Source organism: Salinicoccus jeotgali, from assembly GCF_055379195.1.
On sequence record NZ_AP043830.1, the window covers coordinates 1,464,742 to 1,483,838 of the forward strand.

Genomic DNA, 19,097 nt, shown 5'->3' on the forward strand with positions numbered 1-19,097 from the left:
CTTCTTCAATTCTGTGGAGACCCGGTAAAACCATCCACGACATATGGTACACTTCTCAATATGTCAGGATGAGAGGTGGATGAACGATGGATTTTAAGTACAGTTTTGATGATAAACGATACCATACTTTGAATTATCATCTTAAAAATAAATTCAATGAAAAAATATTCAAGATCGCACTAGATGCTGGTTTTGACTGTCCAAACAGGGACGGCACCGTAGCCTATGGTGGATGTACCTTCTGTTCCGTCGCTGGCAGCGGCGATTTCGCCGGAGATCGGGTGGATCCGATACCGGTCCAATTTGAAAAGATCCGATCCAAAATGCAGTCACAAAAATGGAGGCATGGCAAATACATCGCCTATTTTCAGTCTTTTACCAATACCCATGCACCACTCGAGGTGCTGCGCGAGAAATTTGAAGCGGCGCTTGAAATTGAAGGAGTTGTCGGATTGTCGATCGGCACACGCCCCGACTGTCTCCCTGATGATGTCGTCGAATACTTAGCTGAACTCAACGAACGGACTTACCTATGGGTTGAACTGGGTCTTCAGACGATTCATGAAAGTACTTCAAAACTGATTAACCGCGCCCACGATTTGAAGTGCTATCGTGAAGGGGTCGATAAGCTCAGGCGACACAACATCAATGTCTGCAGCCATATAATAAATGGCCTTCCTGGTGAGGATTATCAAATGATGATGGAAACCACCAGGGCAGTGGCCGATATGAATGTTCAAGGCATCAAAATCCACCTGCTCCACCTGCTACATGGAACGCCGATGGTCAAACAGTATCAAAAAGGGTTACTCGAATTCATGACCCAGGCGGACTATGTCAATCTGGTCTGTGACCAGATTGAGGTGCTTCCTGAAGAAATGATCATCCATCGCATCACCGGTGACGGCCCGATCGACCAGATGATCGGACCGATGTGGAGCACAGATAAGTGGAATGTGCTCAATAGTATAGACACCGAGTTGAAGGTGAGGAATACGCATCAGGGACTGAAATATAAGAAGGAGGAGAGAGTCGATGTTTAGACGTATATTGCCTCAAGCAAAGCATTTATCAGAAGAAGTCATTCAGCCTGGCGACACTGTCATAGACGCCACGTGCGGGAATGGTCATGACACGAAATTTCTGGCAGAAGCGGTAGGACCAGACGGCGCAGTGTTCAGCTTCGATATCCAGGCCCAGGCGATCGAAACCGCCAAAGACTTATGTCATTCCCACAACAATATAGAATTCATATTGGACTCGCATGCAAACCTTGGGCGCTATATACCAAAAGGCACGCCAATCCGTTCCGCAATGTTCAATCTCGGCTACCTGCCAAAAGGTGATAAAGAAATCACCACTGTCTATGAGTCCACCTTCACCGCCTTAAATGAAATATTCAACCGTCTCACTGTCGGGGGGAGAATCATCATCGTGGTCTACCATGGGCACCCGTCCGGGAAAATAGAACGCGATAAACTGCTCGCCTCCCTTTCAGACTGGTCCCAAAAGGAAGCGCAGGTCCTCAAGTACCAATTCATCAACCAGAATAATGATGCCCCTTTCCTGCTGTGTGTGGAAAAAATCAGCATGCCTTAACGGTAGATTATTTTCCGCTTCATCAAAGAAGTATGCCCAACAAGTAGAAACCGCAGTTTCGATGTTATCTTCAGCCTATCCGAGTATATACAGGGACTTAAACATTTTTTTATTATATTAGAAGTTTACAGCTCGAAAAGAAAGATGAATATGGAATACAAAACGGCTCTACTTATGCCATGATGATCGTTGAAATGCTTCCCGAACTGAAACGTAGAGCCAAGGAAAATGACATTCCCGTCATATACTCAAACGATAACTTCGGCCTGTAGCATGAAGATATGAACCGGAGATAGGTGTGTTCTGTTCACTTCCTCCGGGGGATACATGCGGGAATTTAACTTGTGGGTGCCTTTTAATTGTGTGAATTCGGAGGTGGATGAAGATCACACCGTCTGCTGAAACTGATATTCCTGAAGCTTTTTAACGGTTCAAGTGAAAGTACAACTAAAAAATCCTTCAACCCAATAATATGGGCTGAAGGATTTCTTTCATTGACCAGGCACTGTCTCTTTTATATTTGTGCACAATAGGAATTACTGCGTAGACTATCTAATTTAAATGTCACTTTACTGCATGTCATCCATATAGGTGATGGACACTTTCAAATTTGCATTTTCTTCGCGTATCCTATCCAATAATTCTTTATCACTTGTCGTGTTTTTGCTGCGGATGGCATAAGTGTACAGAATCATCGTCCCCAGATTCGTCGTTTCAATCTGGCGAAGCGAGTGGCTGAGTGTATACTCATTGAAAGCATCCTCAAGCAGCCCATCATGATTCAGATTTTCTGGAACAGTAACTTTAAGTATCTGAGTATCCTTACCTTTCCCATATTCGAATTTATAAAGCAGGTACAAAACCAGACTTGCAAATAAAGTCAGTAGGATGGCCAATTTGAATTGGAAAAGTCCACTTGTCATGCCGGCACACAGGCCAAAAAATATGTAAGCAATGTCTTTAACGTTCGTGACAGCACTTCTAAAACGAATCAGTGAAAATATCGCAAACAAACCAAACGCTACTCCAGCATTGTCACTGACGACATTCATGACCACCGAGACCAAGACACTCAATATAACGATAGTATGGACGAATGATTGTGAATATCGTTCTCCAGTAAAAGTAATCATATATACTTGCGTAATAATCAAGCTCAGTAAAGCTGCAAGAACCAAAGCGACCATCACCATATAAATGCTTTCTGAATTCCCAGCTTGTGATTCAAATAAATTTGTAATGAAATCCACTTATATCATCTCTCCAATACAACTTTTTCTTTATTTATTCCGTTTGGCAGCTCATGGCCGCGCAGTAGTTCCATACTGGTGCAGTATTTGGATGCGCTGCGTTGTTCACACTCAAGCTCTTGCAATATGCGTGCCAACCACAGAGGAACACTGTTGTTCACTTTCACCTCTAACACGACCAACCCGGGATCAATAAAATTCACCCCGTCTGGACCGTTTTCAAGGTGAAGGTCCTCGCTGCGCGTCCGCAAGTTCAAATCAAAAGTAATGCGGAGTTGTGGATCATCGACGGCAAACAGAGCGAGTCGATCATAACTGACTATCATCTCAGGCCTCAACTGATACAGGCTTCGAAAACGATCTATTTCACGAAGAACTTGCGAGTCGCGAAGCATCTCCTTCACTTCTTCTTTTGATCCATCTTTCGTCATGGAAATATATCGGTACGCTTGTTGAAGTGGCAGGGATGTCCTACGCTTATTCACCACTTGACTATGCTTTTGCTTCACCTCAAAAAAAGAAGGATCTTCTAATCCGGCTTGACCATATATACGAAGGCGAAGTTTTTGTCTGAATGGCAATTTATTTTTGGTTTCAAAATATATTTTATGGTCGACACTATCGAAATATAGACTGGTGACGGTGTACCTCCCCTCATCTCCCAATCGGTCCGCCCTCATATAAGGCGATATTTTTTCCAAGAGTTTTTCGTATTGTTTCTTTGTAATAAGATATTTCTGTTCTCTTCTATTGAAGACTTCTACAGACATTCTCTGCACCTCTTAAGCGATTTTTAATAACCAATTTAAAAAAAGACAATTAGAGTACTTTACAGTAACATTATTATTTTGTCAATTTTCATTAATTTGTCTATATAGAGTAAATGTTTTCTATTTCTGCATCATTATTATTTAAAAGGAAAATCAAATTAAAAAAAGCCTCTTTAGAGGCTTTTTTTAATCAATCTTTGAATAGTAATGCACGGCTGTTGGGGTAAGTCGGAAATTGATTGAAGGGAATGGTCCAGTCCTGTTCTGGTACAGAAAAATCATATCTATTGACTAGGTGATCGGAGAATACCCTCATGCTGTGGAGGGTGATCCATTCTCCGGCACACCGGTGCATCTCCCTGAACTTCCCGCCCCCTTGGGCAATCATTTCATACTCTTCTTCGTAGGAGAGCGATGTCGCATTGTCCTTGTACCGAGTGATCTCAAATTTTTCAGGATCTGCAATCGTTCTCGCATCATGGTTGCTGCCGTAGAGGTCAAGCACTACCCAACTGCCTTCAGGTATTTCATAGCCGTCGATTTCCACATCACGCACTGCGATCGCCGGCAGCATCGGGAAGAATGGATAGTAGCGGCGCATTTCCTGGATGAATGGGTCTTGCAGGGCATCAAAATCTTCCTTTAGTGCCGTGCGAATGTCATCGTATGAGAACAACGCATGTCCCATCAGCGCAATCCAGACTGTCAAGGCGACTGTCGGTCTGATGATATTCAATAGTTCAACAGCAGCCACTTCCACAGGCAGCAGGTTGCCATCCAAATCAGTTGCCTGAGCAAATGTATACAATGCAAGATGTTCCTTGCCCTTCACCGGATGGGCGCGAGCTTCTTCTATCAATCCGCGTGCCCACTTTTCCGATTCATTGCGGTCTGTGACTCCCTTTATATGATCTTTAGGTGAAGTGACTGCACCACTGATCATGGATATTTGGTTCTGTGCCAGATCTTCAAGCGTCTTGTCGTCGTACCTCTCCAGATTGATGCCTGACCACTCGGCGATGGAATTGAACAGTACTCTGTTGGCTAGGTCGAACAACTCGAATTCTCCGTGCTGCTTGTCGAGTTCCGCCGTCAGGTTCCTATCCAATATCTTCTGGTAGTCCTCCATGCGTTCAGGTTTCATCAGATCCATGAAGTAATTTTTGCGATGGTGGTGCGCTTCACCGTCGAGTGTCTGGACACCATCTTCTCCAAACAATGTTTTCAGGATGGGGGTCGGCATTGCGCCGCCCCTTTTGAAGTTTTCCGGGTCGTAGAATTTGCGTGCCGCTTCTTTCCCGTAAGTGATTATCATCTCTTCATTCAAAAGTTCCGCTTTTACTACCGGCGCCCCTACATCCTGCCGAAGTTCCTCTAAAAGGCCATAGCCTTTATCCATCAGCTCTTTGATTTCGGTCAATTTGATTTTTGTTTCTGGTACTTGTTTCAATGTTCATTCTCCTAATACTTTTTTAAGTTCTACACTATAATGATAACGATTGATGTAAGCGCAATCAAATAAAATGCATGCAGACGACATTTATTATCCCGGTTCAGCGACAGCCAGCTCCTTGCGACGCCAACGTTTGGACAGTCAGTTTATGGAATTATGGTATTGGAGAAGATGAAGGTCTCCGGAAAGTCAAAGTACGCCGATCCGGAACAGCTGATCATCGAGGAAACGCGCCACGTAATGGTAAGGCTCTGTAATGTCGTCTCTTTGGAACACGCTGTGCTGGACATTGTCTAACGCCAGCAGTGTCATCTCGCTTGTATTTATATCTTTTAGAATCTTAACCGTCAACGACTTTTCAATGATGTCATTTTCCTTGCTTGTAATCGCCAGTATGGGAACATCCGGCATATCATCAATGTACTCAGAAGTATCTTTCATCTGATTGACGACAGTGCGGTACCAATGATGGCTCACTTTACGCACTAACAGCTCATCATTCTCGTACAGTTCCAGATATTTTTTGTCTGTCGTAAAATACCCGGGTTCGAGCCCAGGGTCAAAGCGTTGGGTGTCACTTCCCATTCTGATGCTCGAGCGGATTGTGTTTTTGCGGTTGATGAATGATTGCTTGAATGCAAGCAGCGGATTAAGCACTATCAATCCATCTGCCCTGACCATATTGTGTCTCAGTGCTTCAATTGCAATAAGCCCCCCAAGCCCTTGTCCAAGGATGAATGTTGGCAGTCGATAGGCCCGTGCCACCTCATGCCATTCCTTCATCCTATCCAGATATTGGGCGAAGTCGGATATGTGCCCTTTATTCATACGTGTCGTCTGGCCATGGCCCGGCAGATCACCTGTGACCACATGGTAGCCGTCATTTCTGAGCTGTGCGATCAGACCGGCATAATAATCATGATGCTCCATCATATCGTGTATGACGAGGACGACCCCTTTCGGCCGTTTATCAGTTTCCCACTTCCACATTACAAAGCTCCTAACATACTTAAATTCATTCTTATATGATAAACTTATTATAACAATACTTGGAAGAAAGGAAATATGAAATGATAATGGACTATAAGGGATATACCCCTGAAATTGATGAAAGCGCTTTTATCGCCCCGGATGCCACCGTCATCGGTGACGTGGTGCTCGGCGCCCACTCTTCTGTGTGGTTTGGCTCCATACTGCGGGGGGATGTCGCTCCGATCAGGATAGGTAGCCATACCAACATCCAAGACTTATCGATTCTTCATGAGACTCCTGATATGCCCCTGACCATAGAAGATCACGTCACTGTAGGCCATAAGACTACGTTGCACAGCTGTACAATCAAAAAACATGCTTTAATTGGAATGGACTCTACAATACTGGATGGGGCCGTCATCGGCGAAGGTGCTTTTATCGGCGCTGGAAGCCTAGTTACTCCCGGGACTGAAATCCCTCCAGGTACATTGGCGTTTGGACGGCCTGCAAAAGTGGTAAGGGAACTCACAGAGGAAGACAAAGAAGAGATGCAGAGGATAAATGAAACATATGTGAATCATATCCCGTATTACAAATGACACTATATGTTTCTTCTAACTCGAGATTCACGTATGATAATATAAAGATAAAATTCAGGAGGTACACTATGCCACTACTTAGGGATGTCTTCATCAAACTATCAGAGAATCAGGTTTTGAATGATGCAACAAAAAAGATGGGACTTAAATTCGGTGCAAACAAGGTCGTAGGCGGCATTTCCGTCGATGACACGATTGAACGCATCAAAGATCTTAATTCACAAGGTATGAGCGTGTCGTTCGATAACCTTGGAGAGTTCGTAACGAGACGTTCTGATGCAATACATGAGAAAGACATCATCTTAAACATGATCAATGCCATCGGCGAGAACGGTGTGGATGCCTCAGCTTCCATCAAACTCAGCCAGATTGGACTCAATATAGACTATGATTTCTGTATAGAGAATATTACAGAGATAATGGATGCTGCGAAAAAACACAATATGTTCGTCAATATCGATATGGAGAACTATGCATCATATGAAGATACCGTACGTGTCATCGATCATCTGATGGAGCGTTATGATAATATCGGTACTGTTTTGCAGTCCTACCTCTTCGATGCGAAGAATGACGTCTATAAATATAAGGACAGGAGAATCCGTCTTGTCAAAGGGGCCTACAAAGAGGCGCCTGCAGTCGCCCTCCAGGAAAAAGAAGACATCGATAAAGCATTCGAACTGCTCATCAGACTCCACCTGACAAAGGGTGATGGGTTTACATCAATCGCCACCCATGATCATAATATCATTGAGAAATCAATTGAGTTCATTAAGGAGAATGATATTCCGAACGACCGCTTCGAATTCCAGATGCTGTTCGGTTTCAGGAAAGAACTCCAGAAAGAGCTTGTTGAGCGCGGATACAATGTCTGCATCTACATTCCGTTCGGCAATGACTGGTACGCCTACTTCATGAGACGTCTCGCTGAACGTCCACAGAACATCAACCTTATCGTCAAATCCGTAACTAAAGACCCGATGTTCCAGACGGGAGTAAAAGTAGTAGGTGCTCTGGCACTTGGTGCCGCGGCACTGAAATTTTTCAACAGAAAATAGTTTATGAAACGAACCAAAAAAAGGGGTGCAGCTGCACCCCTTTTTTTAATACATGTCTTCATAAAAACTATTAATCAGCTTTTGCGCATTTTTTTGAAGTAACTGTACAGAGTTCGAAAGATAATCCGACCCTATCGTCAAAGCACCGAGCGCATACATACCTTGAACCGTGCCGACCTTCGGACTGATGACATGCCTGCTTGCATCCACCATGATGCCACCAAACTCACTTGGTGCTATGATCATATGGTTCATCAACGATTGGATGATTTTCGAATCCCCTCTGCGCACATCCTTGACAGGCCCTGTGGCGTTAATCAATGTGTCGACTTGATATTTTTCACCTTCTTTAGTCAGAATGGTGAATCCAGCCTCTTTTTTTATGTGTTCTGTACCGTCTATGATATGCAGCCTACCTTCTTCGCCCCATTGCACCAGTAATCGCGCTACCTCAGCAGGCATGGGTGAATGGTTCTCTTCAATCAAGTGATGATACTTTTCAAGAAAGGCTTTTTTATCATTGCGGGAGAGGTACTGATAGACATCACTGAAAATCGGATTGACTTTGATGATGAGGTACTGCAGCTGTCCCACTGTCTCTTGATGTTCAAGGTCATAATTCAAGTCCTGTAGTGTATTGCCTGTACGACGGAAGAATAGTGATTGATCAATATTTTGATGCTCCAATTCCTTTTTGAACAGTGTAATGATATCTGTGAGCGCTATTTCATCATTCCGGATTCTATTTTTCAGAATTTCTTCAGTAAAATACTTCAATTTGATTTCTGTCTGCTCTCCTCTGACAGAAGGCATTTCACCACTGCGGGAAAATAGAGAAACTTTTTCCACTTGTTTATCCATAATCAGATAACGCACACAGTCAATCGCCGAAAGGCCTGCACCGAGGATTCCTATATTGTCATCTTCAATGTCTGCGAGCTTTCTTGAGAGGGGGTAGGGATCATAGAGGAAACCCTGACTCCCTTTAAGATCATAGGGATCGCCGTAACTGAGCTGTCCGATGGTCAGAAAGACGCGGTCGTATAACACTTCTTCCCCTTCTATGGAAAGCGTGAATTTCCCGCTACCGGAATCATATTCAATCCCGTCAACTTTTGTATATTTCAAATGTACTCCTCCGTGTGCGGACCCAATCCCCTCCAACTGATCTTTAACATAATCCCCGAATTGTTGACGGCTGGTATACATTCTTCTACCATTTTCTGTTCTAAGCCAGGTTTCATAATCCGGGTGGCTCTCTCCTAGCGACATTTCATCAGCAGGAACATTAATGAGCAGATGCTCATTATCTTCCTGATAAGCCTGGCCTCTGCCCATCGTATACGCGTTATCGTATATATCAACTGTAATCTCACTAGTGAATCGTTCATCGTGCACAAGATGGCTTAATATGGATACCCCTGTTACGCCACCACCTATAATCGCCACTTTAGTCTGCTTCATACACCCACACTCTCTTCCTTCTTTACTTATGGTACATTATATAGGTATATGAAAGATTTTGCATTTTCATTCTTGTTTTAAGGGGGTCGGGCGTATGAAAAAGTATATTGCCATTTCATGTGGCGCAATGATCGGGGCCATTTCAAGGTATGCGATTGCGTTGTCTTTGGCCTCACTGACACCCTTTTTCTTTACTGCCACATTGGTCGTCAACCTTCTTGGGGCATTTTGTATAGGCTTCATCTTCAAGAAATTGGTGGAGCGTAATCCACTGTGGCATGACTTTTTGATTACTGGTCTCCTCGGCAGCTTTACAACTTTTTCCCTGCTCACCTATGAAAATTATACACTGGCGGATACTGGAGACTTCCTTACACTTTCCATTTATCTGGCAATCAATTTGTTTGGTGGATTCATGCTTGCATTTCTTGGGATGAAATCTGGAGGTGCTTCATGATTACAATAATATTTATCGGTATTGGTGCCGCTCTTGGAGCTTCATTGAGAAGTTATATATCAACACGCCCGAAACTGCAGAGTTTCGGCTTTCCTCTCGGGACCCTCATCATCAATTCGGTCGGCTCTTTTCTGATGGGGGTCATCATCATATTCCTGAGTACAGGCGGGACACTCTATTCAATCATAGTTACAGGGTTCCTAGGTGGGTTCACCACGTATTCATCGTTCACCCTCGACCAATTGAAGTTATATGAGCAAAGGCGCTATAAAGCATTCATCGCATATTCGCTTTTGATGTTTACCGTGCCCTCCCTGGCCCTTCTACTCGGCCTTTACGTTTCCTCTCCATCATAAAAAGTCCGCCCCGGCATGGGACGGACTTTTTGCTTTAAACGCGCATGGATGTGATTTTCGTTTCGAGATACGGTTCGATGCCTTCAGGGCCGCCTTCACGCCCCATCCCGCTTTCCTTGAGTCCGCCAAATGGAATCTGTGCTGCACTCGGTTTACCATTGTTCCAGCCCAACACACCGAAATCAAGACCTTCCTGGAGCTTGATGCCATCGCGGTAACTTTCTGTGAAGAAATAAGCTGCCAGACCATACTCGGTATCATTTGCTTTTTCAATGGCTTCATCCAAAGTGGAGAATGTCTGGATTGGCGCCACCGGTCCGAACGTCTCTTCATTCATGATGACCATTTCATCAGTGGCACCGGTGATTATTGTCGGTTCGATGAAGTATCCTTCATCCTTTGAACCCTTACCGCCCGTTAGGATCTTACCACCTTTCTCCTCGGCATCGTTGATGTGTCGCATTACCTTATCGTAGCCATCTTCGTTGATCATCGGTCCTATTGCGACGTCTTCATCAAGACCGTTGCCCATCTTCAGCTTCTTCGAAGCATCTGCAAATTTTTTGCTGAAAGCGTCGGCAATATCTTCATGGATATAGAAGCGGTTGGCACATACGCATGTCTGTCCGGAGTTTCTGAATTTGGAGGCAATCGCCTGCTCGACGGCCATATCAATGTCCGCATCCTTGTGGACGACCAGAGGGGCATGTCCGCCCAATTCCATGGTGATGTTCTTGACTGTTGAGGCAGCACCTTCCATCAATGACTTTCCGACAGCGGTGGAGCCTGTGAATGTTATTTTCATTACTTTATCAGACTCTGTGAAAGCCTCACCGGCATCTTTACCAGAGGCGGTAACGTATTGGACGACACCTTCATCGAATCCTGCTTCCAATGCCAGATCAAGGAATTTCATTGCAGATAATGGGGTTGCACTTGCAGGTTTAACCAGGAAAGTACAGCCAGCTGCAACTGCAGGTGCTGCTTTGCGGGCCATCATCGCAATCGGGAAGTTCCATGGCGTAATGGCAGCGACGACGCCAATCGGCTGTTTGGTCACTACCATGCGCACATCATCTTCGTGCGGTGGTATGGTGCGGCCATATACACGTTTTGCCTCTTCAGCATAATAATCGACATAACTGCGTGCATAGTCGACCTCACCGCGTGATTCCTGTAGCGGCTTACCATTCTCTTTTGTTATCAATTCAGCGATTTCCTCTTTGTGTTCACCTATCAGCTTGGACCACTCTGTAAGTAGTGCACTGCGGTCATGAGGATTCTTTTTCTTGAACTTTTTGAATGTTTTATGCGCTTTTTCAATTTTCTTGTCAATATCTGCTTTATTCTCTTTTTTCACCCTGTCGATTTCCTGACCTGTTGCAGGGTTCAGTACAATGATTTCTTCAGACATAAATGATTGCCTCCCATTAAATAGAACGCCGATTGTAAAATTAAGCTAGACACCTAAAAAGGGTCACGCGTGATACACTCAAAATGAGTTTTCCGACCAAAGAAAATCATAGGAGTGATCACGCATGACCTACACCCATATTACCACGGACGAGCTAGTAATCATAGAAGCCTATTTCCATCAAGAGACCCCGACTTCACAGATTGCGAAACGGATTGGGCGTGCCCGTCAGACGGTCCATAATGTCATCGCATATCTCAAGGACGGGCACACTGCGCTGGAGTATTATCGGCGCTATAAGGAAAACAAAAGCCGGTGTGGTAGAAAACGGATTGTTCTACCGACCGATCAGCAGAAACATGTTGAAAAGCAGGTGGCGCAAGGCTGGACACCGGATGTGATTGTCGGTCGGCAGGAGATGCCAATTGACTGCTCGGGCCGTACACTGTATCGAATGTTCAAACGAAAAACCTTTGATGTAGCCACACTGCCGATGCAAGGCAAGCGAAAACCAAATGGCCATCAGGAACGCCGGGGCAGACAGGCCTTCAGGCGAAACATCTCTGAAAGAACAACTGACTACCCGGCGTTCAATGAAGAATTCGGCCATCTCGAGGGAGATACCATCGTCGGTGTCCGCCACAAGAGTGCCGTCATCACGCTGGTTGAACGCCTATCTAAGGTCATTATCACCTTGAAGCCTGAAGGCCGGACGGCACAGGCAATCGAGTCTGCCATCAATACGTGGTGTCAAGAGATGCCCAGAAACCTGTTCAAGTCCATCACTTTCGACTGTGGTAAGGAATTCTCCAACTGGCAATCGATGAGCAACCAGAACGATCTGTCCATCTACTTTGCCGACCCAGGGACACCGTCTCAACGGGGATTGAATGAACATTCCAATGGCCTGCTCAGAAAGGATGGACTGCCCAAAGACATGGATTTCAACACGGTCGATCAGATATTTGTCTCGTCTGTCGCTTCAAGAAGAAACCACATACCGAGAAAATCATTGAACTACCGGACACCATTGGAAGTCTTTTTGAGTTACATGGGTGAAAAGGAACTGTCTAGCTTATTTTGACAAACGAAAGAATAAAAGCCTTATAAGAAAATTATAAGGCTTTCAGTCCATCAAAACAAAAGTTTCGCTTATGGATTCAGTTGGAATATCGCTTCTGCAATTTCATCCAGGTCTTTAACCGTATACTGGAACCGGCCGTGGAAGACATATTTCATGAAGAAATTTTCAAGTTCCTCCTCGCCCACCAATACTTTTATGGAAGGGTCATTGGAGTAGTTCGCGATGGAATAGTTGCCGTTGTCTTCAGGGTTGAAGTAGATGATCGGCACAACGTCGTACTGGAGCTTGAAGATATTCTTGAGTTTTTCAGCAGAGATTTTAGTTTCTTCGATCGTTTCATTATAATGGTTGACTGCCACATTCTGCTCATTTCCCTTTTCGAATATCAACGTCTGTTCTTTTGCCTTGTCAATATCCAGAAGATCAAAGAAATGTTCTACATAAGGCAACTGTTCAAAATTCTCTTCATTGACACCATGCAGTATATGCCCACTCCAATATTTGGAGTCGATCAAATAGATGCCCGTCCGCGTAAGTACCAGATGATCGATTTTACGGGTGTTCGTGTAATTGCGTGAAGGCAGATACACATTGGAGAGTATGTACATATCCGTCTCCCTGATCTTTTCATCTGCCACAAGGCGGTCCTTCAGCTGTATGAGCGATAGATCAGTCAAGTACTCTCCCTTGTCTACAGTAAACTGGCGCAGGCTTGAAAGTTTATTGTTGAGCAATGTCGTTTCTTCATGATATTTTTCATTGACTGACGACAATTTCTCTTCATGTTCCTGGCGCTCGGCTGCATTATCAGCCTCATATTGTTCGACCAGTGCATCCTTCTCTTTATCATACTCCTCCCGGAGCGTATTCACTTTACCTCTATTCCTGAAATAATAGACCAGGAACGCAATTGCAACGATAAGAAGTAGAATTGCCACCACGATGAATATCGGATTGGTAAAAATATCTGTATTCATGGACTTTCCTCAATTCCTTTCCTGTTTGACTTTCCCGTCTTAATTAAGACTCCGTTCATTATACCGGAAATGCTATATCTTTACATAGAAAAAGTGAGCTTTTCAGGGAAAATAATGCACATGCATCTAAATATCCCGGATTAGCGTACTTATGTAATTTAGCCCCCTGTTTCATAGGGGGCTATCCATTTATTTCATCGTGACACTCTCAAGTTCTGTCTTTATGGCAGCGGCCTTATCAATCTTCTCCCATGGGAATTCAGCATCGTTACGGCCGAAATGGCCGTAGCTCGCCGTCGCTTTATATATCGGGCGCTTTAGGTCAAGCATATCTATGATGCCGTCAGGCGACAAGTTGAATTGCTTCCTTATAACCGCAACGATATCCGACTCACTATATTCAGAGGTTCCAAATGTATCTACTGAGATCGAGACCGGTTCGCTGACCCCTATCGCATAAGCCAGTTGAATTTCACATTTCGCGGCAACTTTCGCCGCCACGATGTTTTTTGCGATATAGCGCGCAGCATAGGCTGCAGAACGGTCGACTTTAGTCGGGTCTTTACCGCTGAAAGCCCCTCCACCATGGCGGGCATATCCTCCGTATGTGTCGACGATGATCTTGCGTCCAGTCAACCCTGCATCACCTTGAGGACCTCCGATGACGAAACGGCCCGTCGGGTTGATGATGTAACGTGTGTCTGCGTCAAGCAGTTCTTCAGGCACCACCTCACGGATGACATGGTTAATGAGATCTTCGCGGATCTTTTCCGTCTCCACTTCTTCATGGTGCTGTGAAGAAATGACGATGGTATCGATTCTCTTTACATTATTTTCCTCGTCGTACTCCACCGTCACCTGAGTCTTACCATCCGGTCGCAGATAATTGATGATCTCTTCTTTACGTACATCCGTCAACCGCTTGGCAAGCTGATGTGCCAAGGCGATCGGCAGCGGCATGAACTCCTCTGTCTCATCGCACGCAAAACCAAACATCAGACCTTGATCGCCTGCCCCTGTTGAAATGGTTGACGAATCGCGCGTTTCAAAAGCGTCATCAACACCTTGGGCGATATCTTCAGACTGTTCATCAATTCCCGTCAGTACTGACATCGTCTTATAGTCATAACCATATTTAGCACGGATATAGCCGATATCTTTGACTGTTTCCCTGACGATTTTAGGAATATCTACATAAGTATTTGTACTTATCTCTCCAACAATCAGTGCCATACCAGTATTGACCACCGTCTCGCAGGCCACCCTGGCATTTTTATCACCTTTCAGTATCTCATCAAGTATCGCATCGGAAATTTGGTCTGCAATCTTGTCGGGATGACCTTCAGTAACAGATTCCGAAGTGAAAAGTCTACGCTCTGCCATTAACTTTATCTCCTTTAAGTATATTAGCTATCTCCCACTGCAAAAAAATAGAGCCTTTTTCTCCATAAGACGAGAAAAGGCTCCGCTCTTCCCCTTATCGATCAGAATCACTTCTGCATCCTTTAGCACCTTTCTTCAGTAAAGAGGTTGCTGGGCTTCATCGGGTATGTTCCCTCCACCGGCTCTTGATAAGAGATAACTTAACCTATAATATACTAGATGAGAGGTTTCAAATCAAGCCATTCTTGTTTGATATTTATTATGTCACCTCAATTATGAATGTGTTATACTAATTCATGAAAAGCTTCATCTATGCATAATCTATAAAACGGGGGCATAAACAATGGTAAACCATTCCGAGTTAATTCAAAATCTCGTGTCGAAGGATGCGGCACACATTCAACTCCCCACTTCCCAACTTGTCGAAAAATCTTTGGAAAGAGGAGAGGGAAAACTGACCAATACGGGGGCTTTGCGTGCAGAAACCGGAAAGTATACCGGCAGAAGTCCTAAGGATCGCTTCATCGTCGAAGATGACACTTCCAGGGACAAGGTTGATTGGGGAGAAGTCAACCAGCCAATTTCCGAAGAAGTCTTCAACAACCTCTTTGCGAAAGTCGTCGACTATCTCGATAAGAAGGAAGAAGTCTTTATCTTCAACGGGCACGCAGGTGCTGACGAGGCAACCAGCCTTGATCTTAGAGTAATAAATGAATACAGCTGGCACAATATGTTTGCCCGCACCATGTTCATCAGACCGGAAACGAAAGAAGCGGCTCTTAACATCAATCCTGACTTCACCATCGTATCCGCCCCGACATTCAAGGCAGACCCTGAAGTCGATGGTACCAAATCGGAAACGTTCATCATCGTTTCCCTCGAAAAAGGCATAATCCTCATCGGCGGTACGGAGTATGCTGGTGAAATGAAGAAATCCATCTTCTCGGTCATGAATTATCTGCTTCCAGAACAAGGAGTCATGAGCATGCATTGCTCTGCCAACGTCGGTGAGAATAAGGATGTTGCACTGTTCTTTGGCCTTTCAGGCACCGGAAAGACGACATTGTCTGCAGATGCGCAACGGGAACTGATTGGTGACGATGAGCACGGATGGAATGAAAATGGTGTGTTCAATATCGAAGGTGGCTGCTATGCCAAAACGATCAATCTATCTGCTGAAAAGGAACCAGAAATCTACCAGGCAATCCGCTTCGGAACGGTTCTGGAAAACGTGGCAGTAGATGAAGAAGGCACTCCGGACTATGATGATAATTCATTGACTGAGAATACACGTGCAGCTTATCCGCTTGATTACATCGACAATGCACGCATCCCTTCAGTGGCAGGCCACCCGAATACGATTATATTCCTGACTGCTGATGCATTCGGCGTGTTGCCTCCCATCTCTAAGCTGACTAAGTCACAGGCCATGTATCATTTCCTAAGCGGCTTCACTTCCAAACTTGCAGGTACAGAGCGCGGCGTCACTTCTCCGCAGCCTGTCTTCTCTACATGCTTTGGTTCTCCATTCCTGCCGCTTCATGCGACAACTTACGCGAATATGTTGGGTGACCTCATCGATAAGCATAACGTCAATGTCTACCTCGTAAACACCGGTTGGTCCGGAGGAGAATACGGCGTCGGCAAGCGTATGGATCTCAAATATACGCGTTCCATGGTAAGGCGCGCCATCAGTGGAGAACTTGTCCTCAATGATTTCGAAGAAGATTCCGTTTTTGGTCTAAGTATACCGGTTTCTGTACCTGGTGTACCGAAGGAGATATTGAATCCGCGCAATACATGGGTATCCGAAGAAGCATATGATGAAAAAGCGAAGCAACTGAAGGAATCATTCATCGAGAACTTCAAAAAGTTCAGTAAAGATTCCGAACATATCGCACAAAAAGGTGGCTTCACAGTCTGATGAAGCTGCCTGCACCATAATAAAAGATCAGGTCGCATTGCGACCTGATCTTTTATTTGTCATCTGGAATGCTCAACTGAAAAAGCCATCAGTTCTACTGATTTCATATATGTAGTGGATGCACGGGTCATCAAGCAGGAAACTCCGCTTTTCTTCTGGCACTGCCTCTATCGAAGGGTAGACGACAGGGCCATAAGTTTCCATGTATTCACATTTGAAGAAAAGGTCATCGACGATGCCGAAGTAGACTCCTTTTTTGAATGGTTGGGTGCCATGTACAGTATATGCCCCCATATACTTGAGTTCGGCGAGGCTCGCGCCCGTCTCTTCAAACACTTCCCGTTGCAATGCTTCTCTGAGCGTCTCACCATCTTCCAACTTGCCACCCGGGAATTCAATGCCGCGGACCTTATGTTCTGTGAATAGATATTTTCCATCCATCTTGCAGATTCCCAGCACATGGTCTGCATCTTCTGCACTATTTGGGTCAAAAGTGACCTTGCGTTCATGATGATCTGTAAATTCCAGCATTGCATCCTCTCCAAATCGATTTTGAGTCTTAAATTTGATTAAATCCAGTGTACCTTATATTATGGAAGTTATAAATAAAAGAGCGGTGATAACAAATGAAATCAATCCTTCTATCCATGATTCGTTTTTACCAGAAGGCCATCTCCCCGATGTTTCCACCAAGCTGCAGATTCTATCCGACCTGTTCGAACTACAGCATCGATGCTGTACAGGAACATGGCGCTTTAAAAGGCGGGTATCTGGCTGTCAGACGCATACTCAAATGCCACCCGTTCCATGAAGGCGGTTTTGATCCTGTGCCGGTAAAAAATAAAAAAAGAAGCGACAGTTCGACATGACCTTGAGGGCCTGCGCATGATGCAGGTTTTCAGGGTCATGTCATTTTAATGACTGCCATTTTTACTTTGATCGTAAACTTGCTGGTTTTGTCCCCGTGAAACCTTGCCAGTCGAGGTCATTATAATATTTTCAACCACTTTTATTTCTTTCGGCAGCTTGTAGCGGGCTAACCTTGCCTCGAGATGCCCCATCAGATTACTTTCTTGTATCGTTTCACCTGCTGCTTCTACGAGCAGAACAGGCACTTCGCCCCATTCATCATCCTGACGCTTCACTACAGCGGAATTCGCAACTTTTACATATGCGTTTGCTGCGTCCTCTATTTCTTTCGGATAGATGTTCTCTCCGCCGCTGATGATCAGATCTTTACGCCGATCAAGGATATAGAGGTAGCCTTCTTCATCCAAATATCCCATATCACCTGTCCTAAAGAATTTTTCAGTGATTTCGATATCTGCATTCAGGTAATGTCCTATGACAGGGCCGCCCTTGACCAGTATTTCTCCATCGTTTGCATGGTCGATTGCCACTTCCACATTATCCAATGGCCGCCCTGCAGTGCCTTCCAGGATTTTCGGGTCGTCGGCTCCAATCGAGACGATCTGCGAACATGTTTCCGTCATGCCAAAAGAGTTGTAGACCGGCAGCCCTTTTGATAATGCCTCTTTCAGTACCTCTCTGGTCACGCCTGCTCCACCGAGCAATATGCCTTCAAGCCTATGGTCAGGAATAGAATGTGCCATCAGTCTCTTAAGCATTATCGGAACCATGCTCGTATGCGTTATGTCATATTCGACAACCTTCTGCCAGATGCGCGCTTCGTCAAACTTGTCGACCAATACCATCGGACATCCCGCGATGACGGACCGCATAAGAATCGAAAACCCCGATATATGATAGATCGGATTGACGTTCATCCAGACGCTCGCATGCCCATAGCCGAATCGTTGTTCACATCCCTTGGCAGAAGTGAAATGGTTCCTGTAACTTTGGGGTACGGCTTTCGCCCGGCCTGTGGTGCCCGAGGTGAACATGATGGATAATGTTGTTTCACCGGCTGGGGAACCGACCTTGTAATCGAGTGGCTCCAGTTCATATAAATCAGTGAGATCATATAGACGGTGCCCTTCCAATTCGAAAGGCTTTGTTGTTATGACCGTGTCCACATTAATATCTCCAAGCTGAACTGTAATTTCACGTGCTGTCAGACGAGTATTGATCAGGATGATTTCAATTCCCGCAATCATTGAAGCATGTACCAGAACGACTGCTTCCAGTGTATTACCGATATAGAGTCCCACTCGATTACGGTCGAGCCTTTTCAGGTGTCTGCTCAGTTTCAAAGCTTCTTTGTAGAGACTTTTGAAGCTTAAATGCTGACCTTCGTAGACTACTGCTGTTTTGTCGGGCTGCTCCTCTGCTTGTGCTTTCAGCCATTCATACATAAATGTCTCACCTCTCAAAAGA

The 19,097-nt window shown here is 44.9% G+C and carries 19 protein-coding genes and 1 riboswitch; of the genes, 9 read left to right on the forward strand and 10 right to left on the reverse strand.

The features are described from left to right. Nucleotides 1–86: 86 nt before the first annotated feature. Together mnmL and mnmM are read left to right on the forward strand one after the other, a co-directional pair. Complete coding sequence (gene mnmL, locus ACZ43I_RS07340; protein ID WP_344702468.1) at nt 87–1,043, forward strand: tRNA modification radical SAM protein MnmL/YtqA; 957 nt, start codon at nt 87–89, stop codon at nt 1,041–1,043. After that, a complete protein-coding gene (gene mnmM / locus ACZ43I_RS07345) occupies nt 1,036–1,599 on the forward strand; it encodes a tRNA 5-(aminomethyl)-2-thiouridylate-methyltransferase MnmM (RefSeq protein WP_344702466.1) in 564 nt (187 codons plus the stop codon). The genes mnmL and mnmM overlap by 8 nt, the downstream gene beginning before the upstream one ends. A gap of 569 nt (nt 1,600–2,168) precedes the next feature. Here mnmM and ACZ43I_RS07350 read toward each other — a convergent pair. From ACZ43I_RS07350 to ACZ43I_RS07365, 4 genes are all read right to left on the reverse strand, one after another. After that, nucleotides 2,169–2,849 carry a DUF4956 domain-containing protein gene (locus ACZ43I_RS07350; protein WP_344702464.1) on the reverse strand — a complete coding sequence of 227 codons (681 nt, stop codon included), beginning with the start codon at nt 2,847–2,849 and terminating at the stop codon, nt 2,169–2,171. Nucleotides 2,850–2,854: 5 nt separating this feature from the next. Then, complete coding sequence (locus ACZ43I_RS07355) at nt 2,855–3,619, reverse strand: polyphosphate polymerase domain-containing protein (protein ID WP_344702462.1); 765 nt, start codon at nt 3,617–3,619, stop codon at nt 2,855–2,857. A gap of 190 nt (nt 3,620–3,809) precedes the next feature. After that, the gene (locus ACZ43I_RS07360) at nt 3,810–5,069 is read right to left on the reverse strand and encodes a cytochrome P450 (protein WP_344702460.1); all 1,260 of its coding nucleotides are present in this window, start codon (nt 5,067–5,069) and stop codon (nt 3,810–3,812) included. Nucleotides 5,070–5,261: 192 nt separating this feature from the next. Continuing rightward, complete coding sequence (locus tag ACZ43I_RS07365; RefSeq protein ID WP_344702458.1) at nt 5,262–6,062, reverse strand: alpha/beta hydrolase; 801 nt, start codon at nt 6,060–6,062, stop codon at nt 5,262–5,264. 80 nt (nt 6,063–6,142) lie between these two features. Between ACZ43I_RS07365 and ACZ43I_RS07370 the strand changes: the two genes are divergently transcribed. Then, nucleotides 6,143–6,643 (forward strand): gamma carbonic anhydrase, encoded by a 501-nt coding sequence (locus ACZ43I_RS07370; protein ID WP_344702456.1) that lies wholly within the window; start codon nt 6,143–6,145, stop codon nt 6,641–6,643. A gap of 68 nt (nt 6,644–6,711) precedes the next feature. Beyond that, nucleotides 6,712–7,701 carry a proline dehydrogenase family protein gene (locus ACZ43I_RS07375; RefSeq protein WP_344702454.1) on the forward strand — a complete coding sequence of 330 codons (990 nt, stop codon included), beginning with the start codon at nt 6,712–6,714 and terminating at the stop codon, nt 7,699–7,701. Between the two features lie 45 nt (nt 7,702–7,746). Here ACZ43I_RS07375 and ACZ43I_RS07380 read toward each other — a convergent pair whose 3' ends face one another. Further along, nucleotides 7,747–9,165, reverse strand: a complete 1,419-nt coding sequence (locus ACZ43I_RS07380) for an FAD/NAD(P)-binding protein (protein ID WP_344702452.1) — start codon at nt 9,163–9,165, stop codon at nt 7,747–7,749. A 94-nt stretch (nt 9,166–9,259) separates the two neighbouring features. On the opposite strand from ACZ43I_RS07380, the gene ACZ43I_RS07385 reads away from it, so the two are divergent. Together ACZ43I_RS07385 and ACZ43I_RS07390 are read left to right on the forward strand one after the other, a co-directional pair. After that, complete coding sequence (locus ACZ43I_RS07385; RefSeq protein ID WP_344702450.1) at nt 9,260–9,622, forward strand: fluoride efflux transporter FluC; 363 nt, start codon at nt 9,260–9,262, stop codon at nt 9,620–9,622. After that, nucleotides 9,619–9,978 (forward strand): fluoride efflux transporter FluC, encoded by a 360-nt coding sequence (locus ACZ43I_RS07390; protein WP_344702448.1) that lies wholly within the window; start codon nt 9,619–9,621, stop codon nt 9,976–9,978. Before ACZ43I_RS07385 ends, ACZ43I_RS07390 begins: the two co-directional genes overlap by 4 nt. Before the next feature lie 34 nt (nt 9,979–10,012). Here ACZ43I_RS07390 and ACZ43I_RS07395 read toward each other — a convergent pair whose 3' ends face one another. Beyond that, on the reverse strand, nt 10,013–11,392 hold the full coding sequence (locus ACZ43I_RS07395) for an NAD-dependent succinate-semialdehyde dehydrogenase (RefSeq protein ID WP_344702446.1): 1,380 nt from the start codon (nt 11,390–11,392) through the stop codon (nt 10,013–10,015). Nucleotides 11,393–11,516: 124 nt separating this feature from the next. Between ACZ43I_RS07395 and ACZ43I_RS07400 the strand changes: the two genes are divergently transcribed. Next, the gene (locus ACZ43I_RS07400; protein WP_380710055.1) at nt 11,517–12,476 is read left to right on the forward strand and encodes an IS30 family transposase; all 960 of its coding nucleotides are present in this window, start codon (nt 11,517–11,519) and stop codon (nt 12,474–12,476) included. A 68-nt stretch (nt 12,477–12,544) separates the two neighbouring features. Here the strand turns inward: ACZ43I_RS07400 and ACZ43I_RS07405 are convergent, their stop codons facing one another. Together ACZ43I_RS07405 and metK are read right to left on the reverse strand one after the other, a co-directional pair. Beyond that, a complete protein-coding gene (locus tag ACZ43I_RS07405) occupies nt 12,545–13,453 on the reverse strand; it encodes a nuclease-related domain-containing protein (protein ID WP_344702435.1) in 909 nt (302 codons plus the stop codon). A gap of 189 nt (nt 13,454–13,642) precedes the next feature. Beyond that, a complete protein-coding gene (gene metK, locus ACZ43I_RS07410) occupies nt 13,643–14,836 on the reverse strand; it encodes a methionine adenosyltransferase (RefSeq protein ID WP_344702433.1) in 1,194 nt (397 codons plus the stop codon). 91 nt (nt 14,837–14,927) lie between these two features. Continuing rightward, nucleotides 14,928–15,031, reverse strand: a riboswitch (SAM riboswitch). Nucleotides 15,032–15,179: 148 nt separating this feature from the next. On the opposite strand from metK, the gene pckA reads away from it, so the two are divergent. Continuing rightward, complete coding sequence (pckA, locus tag ACZ43I_RS07415; RefSeq protein ID WP_344702431.1) at nt 15,180–16,760, forward strand: phosphoenolpyruvate carboxykinase (ATP); 1,581 nt, start codon at nt 15,180–15,182, stop codon at nt 16,758–16,760. Nucleotides 16,761–16,832: 72 nt separating this feature from the next. On the opposite strand, the gene ACZ43I_RS07420 is transcribed toward pckA, so the two are convergent. Next, nucleotides 16,833–17,291, reverse strand: a complete 459-nt coding sequence (locus ACZ43I_RS07420) for an NUDIX domain-containing protein (RefSeq protein WP_344702429.1) — start codon at nt 17,289–17,291, stop codon at nt 16,833–16,835. A gap of 95 nt (nt 17,292–17,386) precedes the next feature. On the opposite strand from ACZ43I_RS07420, the gene yidD reads away from it, so the two are divergent. After that, a complete protein-coding gene (gene yidD / locus ACZ43I_RS07425; protein ID WP_344702428.1) occupies nt 17,387–17,629 on the forward strand; it encodes a membrane protein insertion efficiency factor YidD in 243 nt (80 codons plus the stop codon). A 45-nt stretch (nt 17,630–17,674) separates the two neighbouring features. Here the strand turns inward: yidD and menE are convergent, their stop codons facing one another. After that, on the reverse strand, nt 17,675–19,075 hold the full coding sequence (gene menE / locus ACZ43I_RS07430; RefSeq protein ID WP_344702426.1) for an o-succinylbenzoate--CoA ligase: 1,401 nt from the start codon (nt 19,073–19,075) through the stop codon (nt 17,675–17,677). Nucleotides 19,076–19,097: the final 22 nt, after the last annotated feature.

What these genes read in the sequence shown, in the direction of transcription:
- ACZ43I_RS07390 (WP_344702448.1), top strand. Translation starts at nt 9,619, where the DNA reads ATGATTACAATAATATTTATCGGTATTGGTGCCGCTCTTGGAGCTTCA.
- mnmM (WP_344702466.1), top strand. Translation starts at nt 1,036, where the DNA reads ATGTTTAGACGTATATTGCCTCAAGCAAAGCATTTATCAGAAGAAGTC.
- ACZ43I_RS07420 (WP_344702429.1), bottom strand. Translation starts at nt 17,291, where the DNA reads ATGCTGGAATTTACAGATCATCATGAACGCAAGGTCACTTTTGACCCA.
- yidD (WP_344702428.1), top strand. Translation starts at nt 17,387, where the DNA reads ATGAAATCAATCCTTCTATCCATGATTCGTTTTTACCAGAAGGCCATC.
- pckA (WP_344702431.1), top strand. Translation starts at nt 15,180, where the DNA reads ATGGTAAACCATTCCGAGTTAATTCAAAATCTCGTGTCGAAGGATGCG.
- ACZ43I_RS07375 (WP_344702454.1), top strand. Translation starts at nt 6,712, where the DNA reads ATGCCACTACTTAGGGATGTCTTCATCAAACTATCAGAGAATCAGGTT.
- metK (WP_344702433.1), bottom strand. Translation starts at nt 14,836, where the DNA reads ATGGCAGAGCGTAGACTTTTCACTTCGGAATCTGTTACTGAAGGTCAT.
- mnmL (WP_344702468.1), top strand. Translation starts at nt 87, where the DNA reads ATGGATTTTAAGTACAGTTTTGATGATAAACGATACCATACTTTGAAT.
- ACZ43I_RS07365 (WP_344702458.1), bottom strand. Translation starts at nt 6,062, where the DNA reads ATGTGGAAGTGGGAAACTGATAAACGGCCGAAAGGGGTCGTCCTCGTC.
- menE (WP_344702426.1), bottom strand. Translation starts at nt 19,075, where the DNA reads ATGTATGAATGGCTGAAAGCACAAGCAGAGGAGCAGCCCGACAAAACA.
- ACZ43I_RS07370 (WP_344702456.1), top strand. Translation starts at nt 6,143, where the DNA reads ATGATAATGGACTATAAGGGATATACCCCTGAAATTGATGAAAGCGCT.
- ACZ43I_RS07355 (WP_344702462.1), bottom strand. Translation starts at nt 3,619, where the DNA reads ATGTCTGTAGAAGTCTTCAATAGAAGAGAACAGAAATATCTTATTACA.
- ACZ43I_RS07405 (WP_344702435.1), bottom strand. Translation starts at nt 13,453, where the DNA reads ATGAATACAGATATTTTTACCAATCCGATATTCATCGTGGTGGCAATT.
- ACZ43I_RS07380 (WP_344702452.1), bottom strand. Translation starts at nt 9,165, where the DNA reads ATGAAGCAGACTAAAGTGGCGATTATAGGTGGTGGCGTAACAGGGGTA.
- ACZ43I_RS07385 (WP_344702450.1), top strand. Translation starts at nt 9,260, where the DNA reads ATGAAAAAGTATATTGCCATTTCATGTGGCGCAATGATCGGGGCCATT.
- ACZ43I_RS07400 (WP_380710055.1), top strand. Translation starts at nt 11,517, where the DNA reads ATGACCTACACCCATATTACCACGGACGAGCTAGTAATCATAGAAGCC.
- ACZ43I_RS07395 (WP_344702446.1), bottom strand. Translation starts at nt 11,392, where the DNA reads ATGTCTGAAGAAATCATTGTACTGAACCCTGCAACAGGTCAGGAAATC.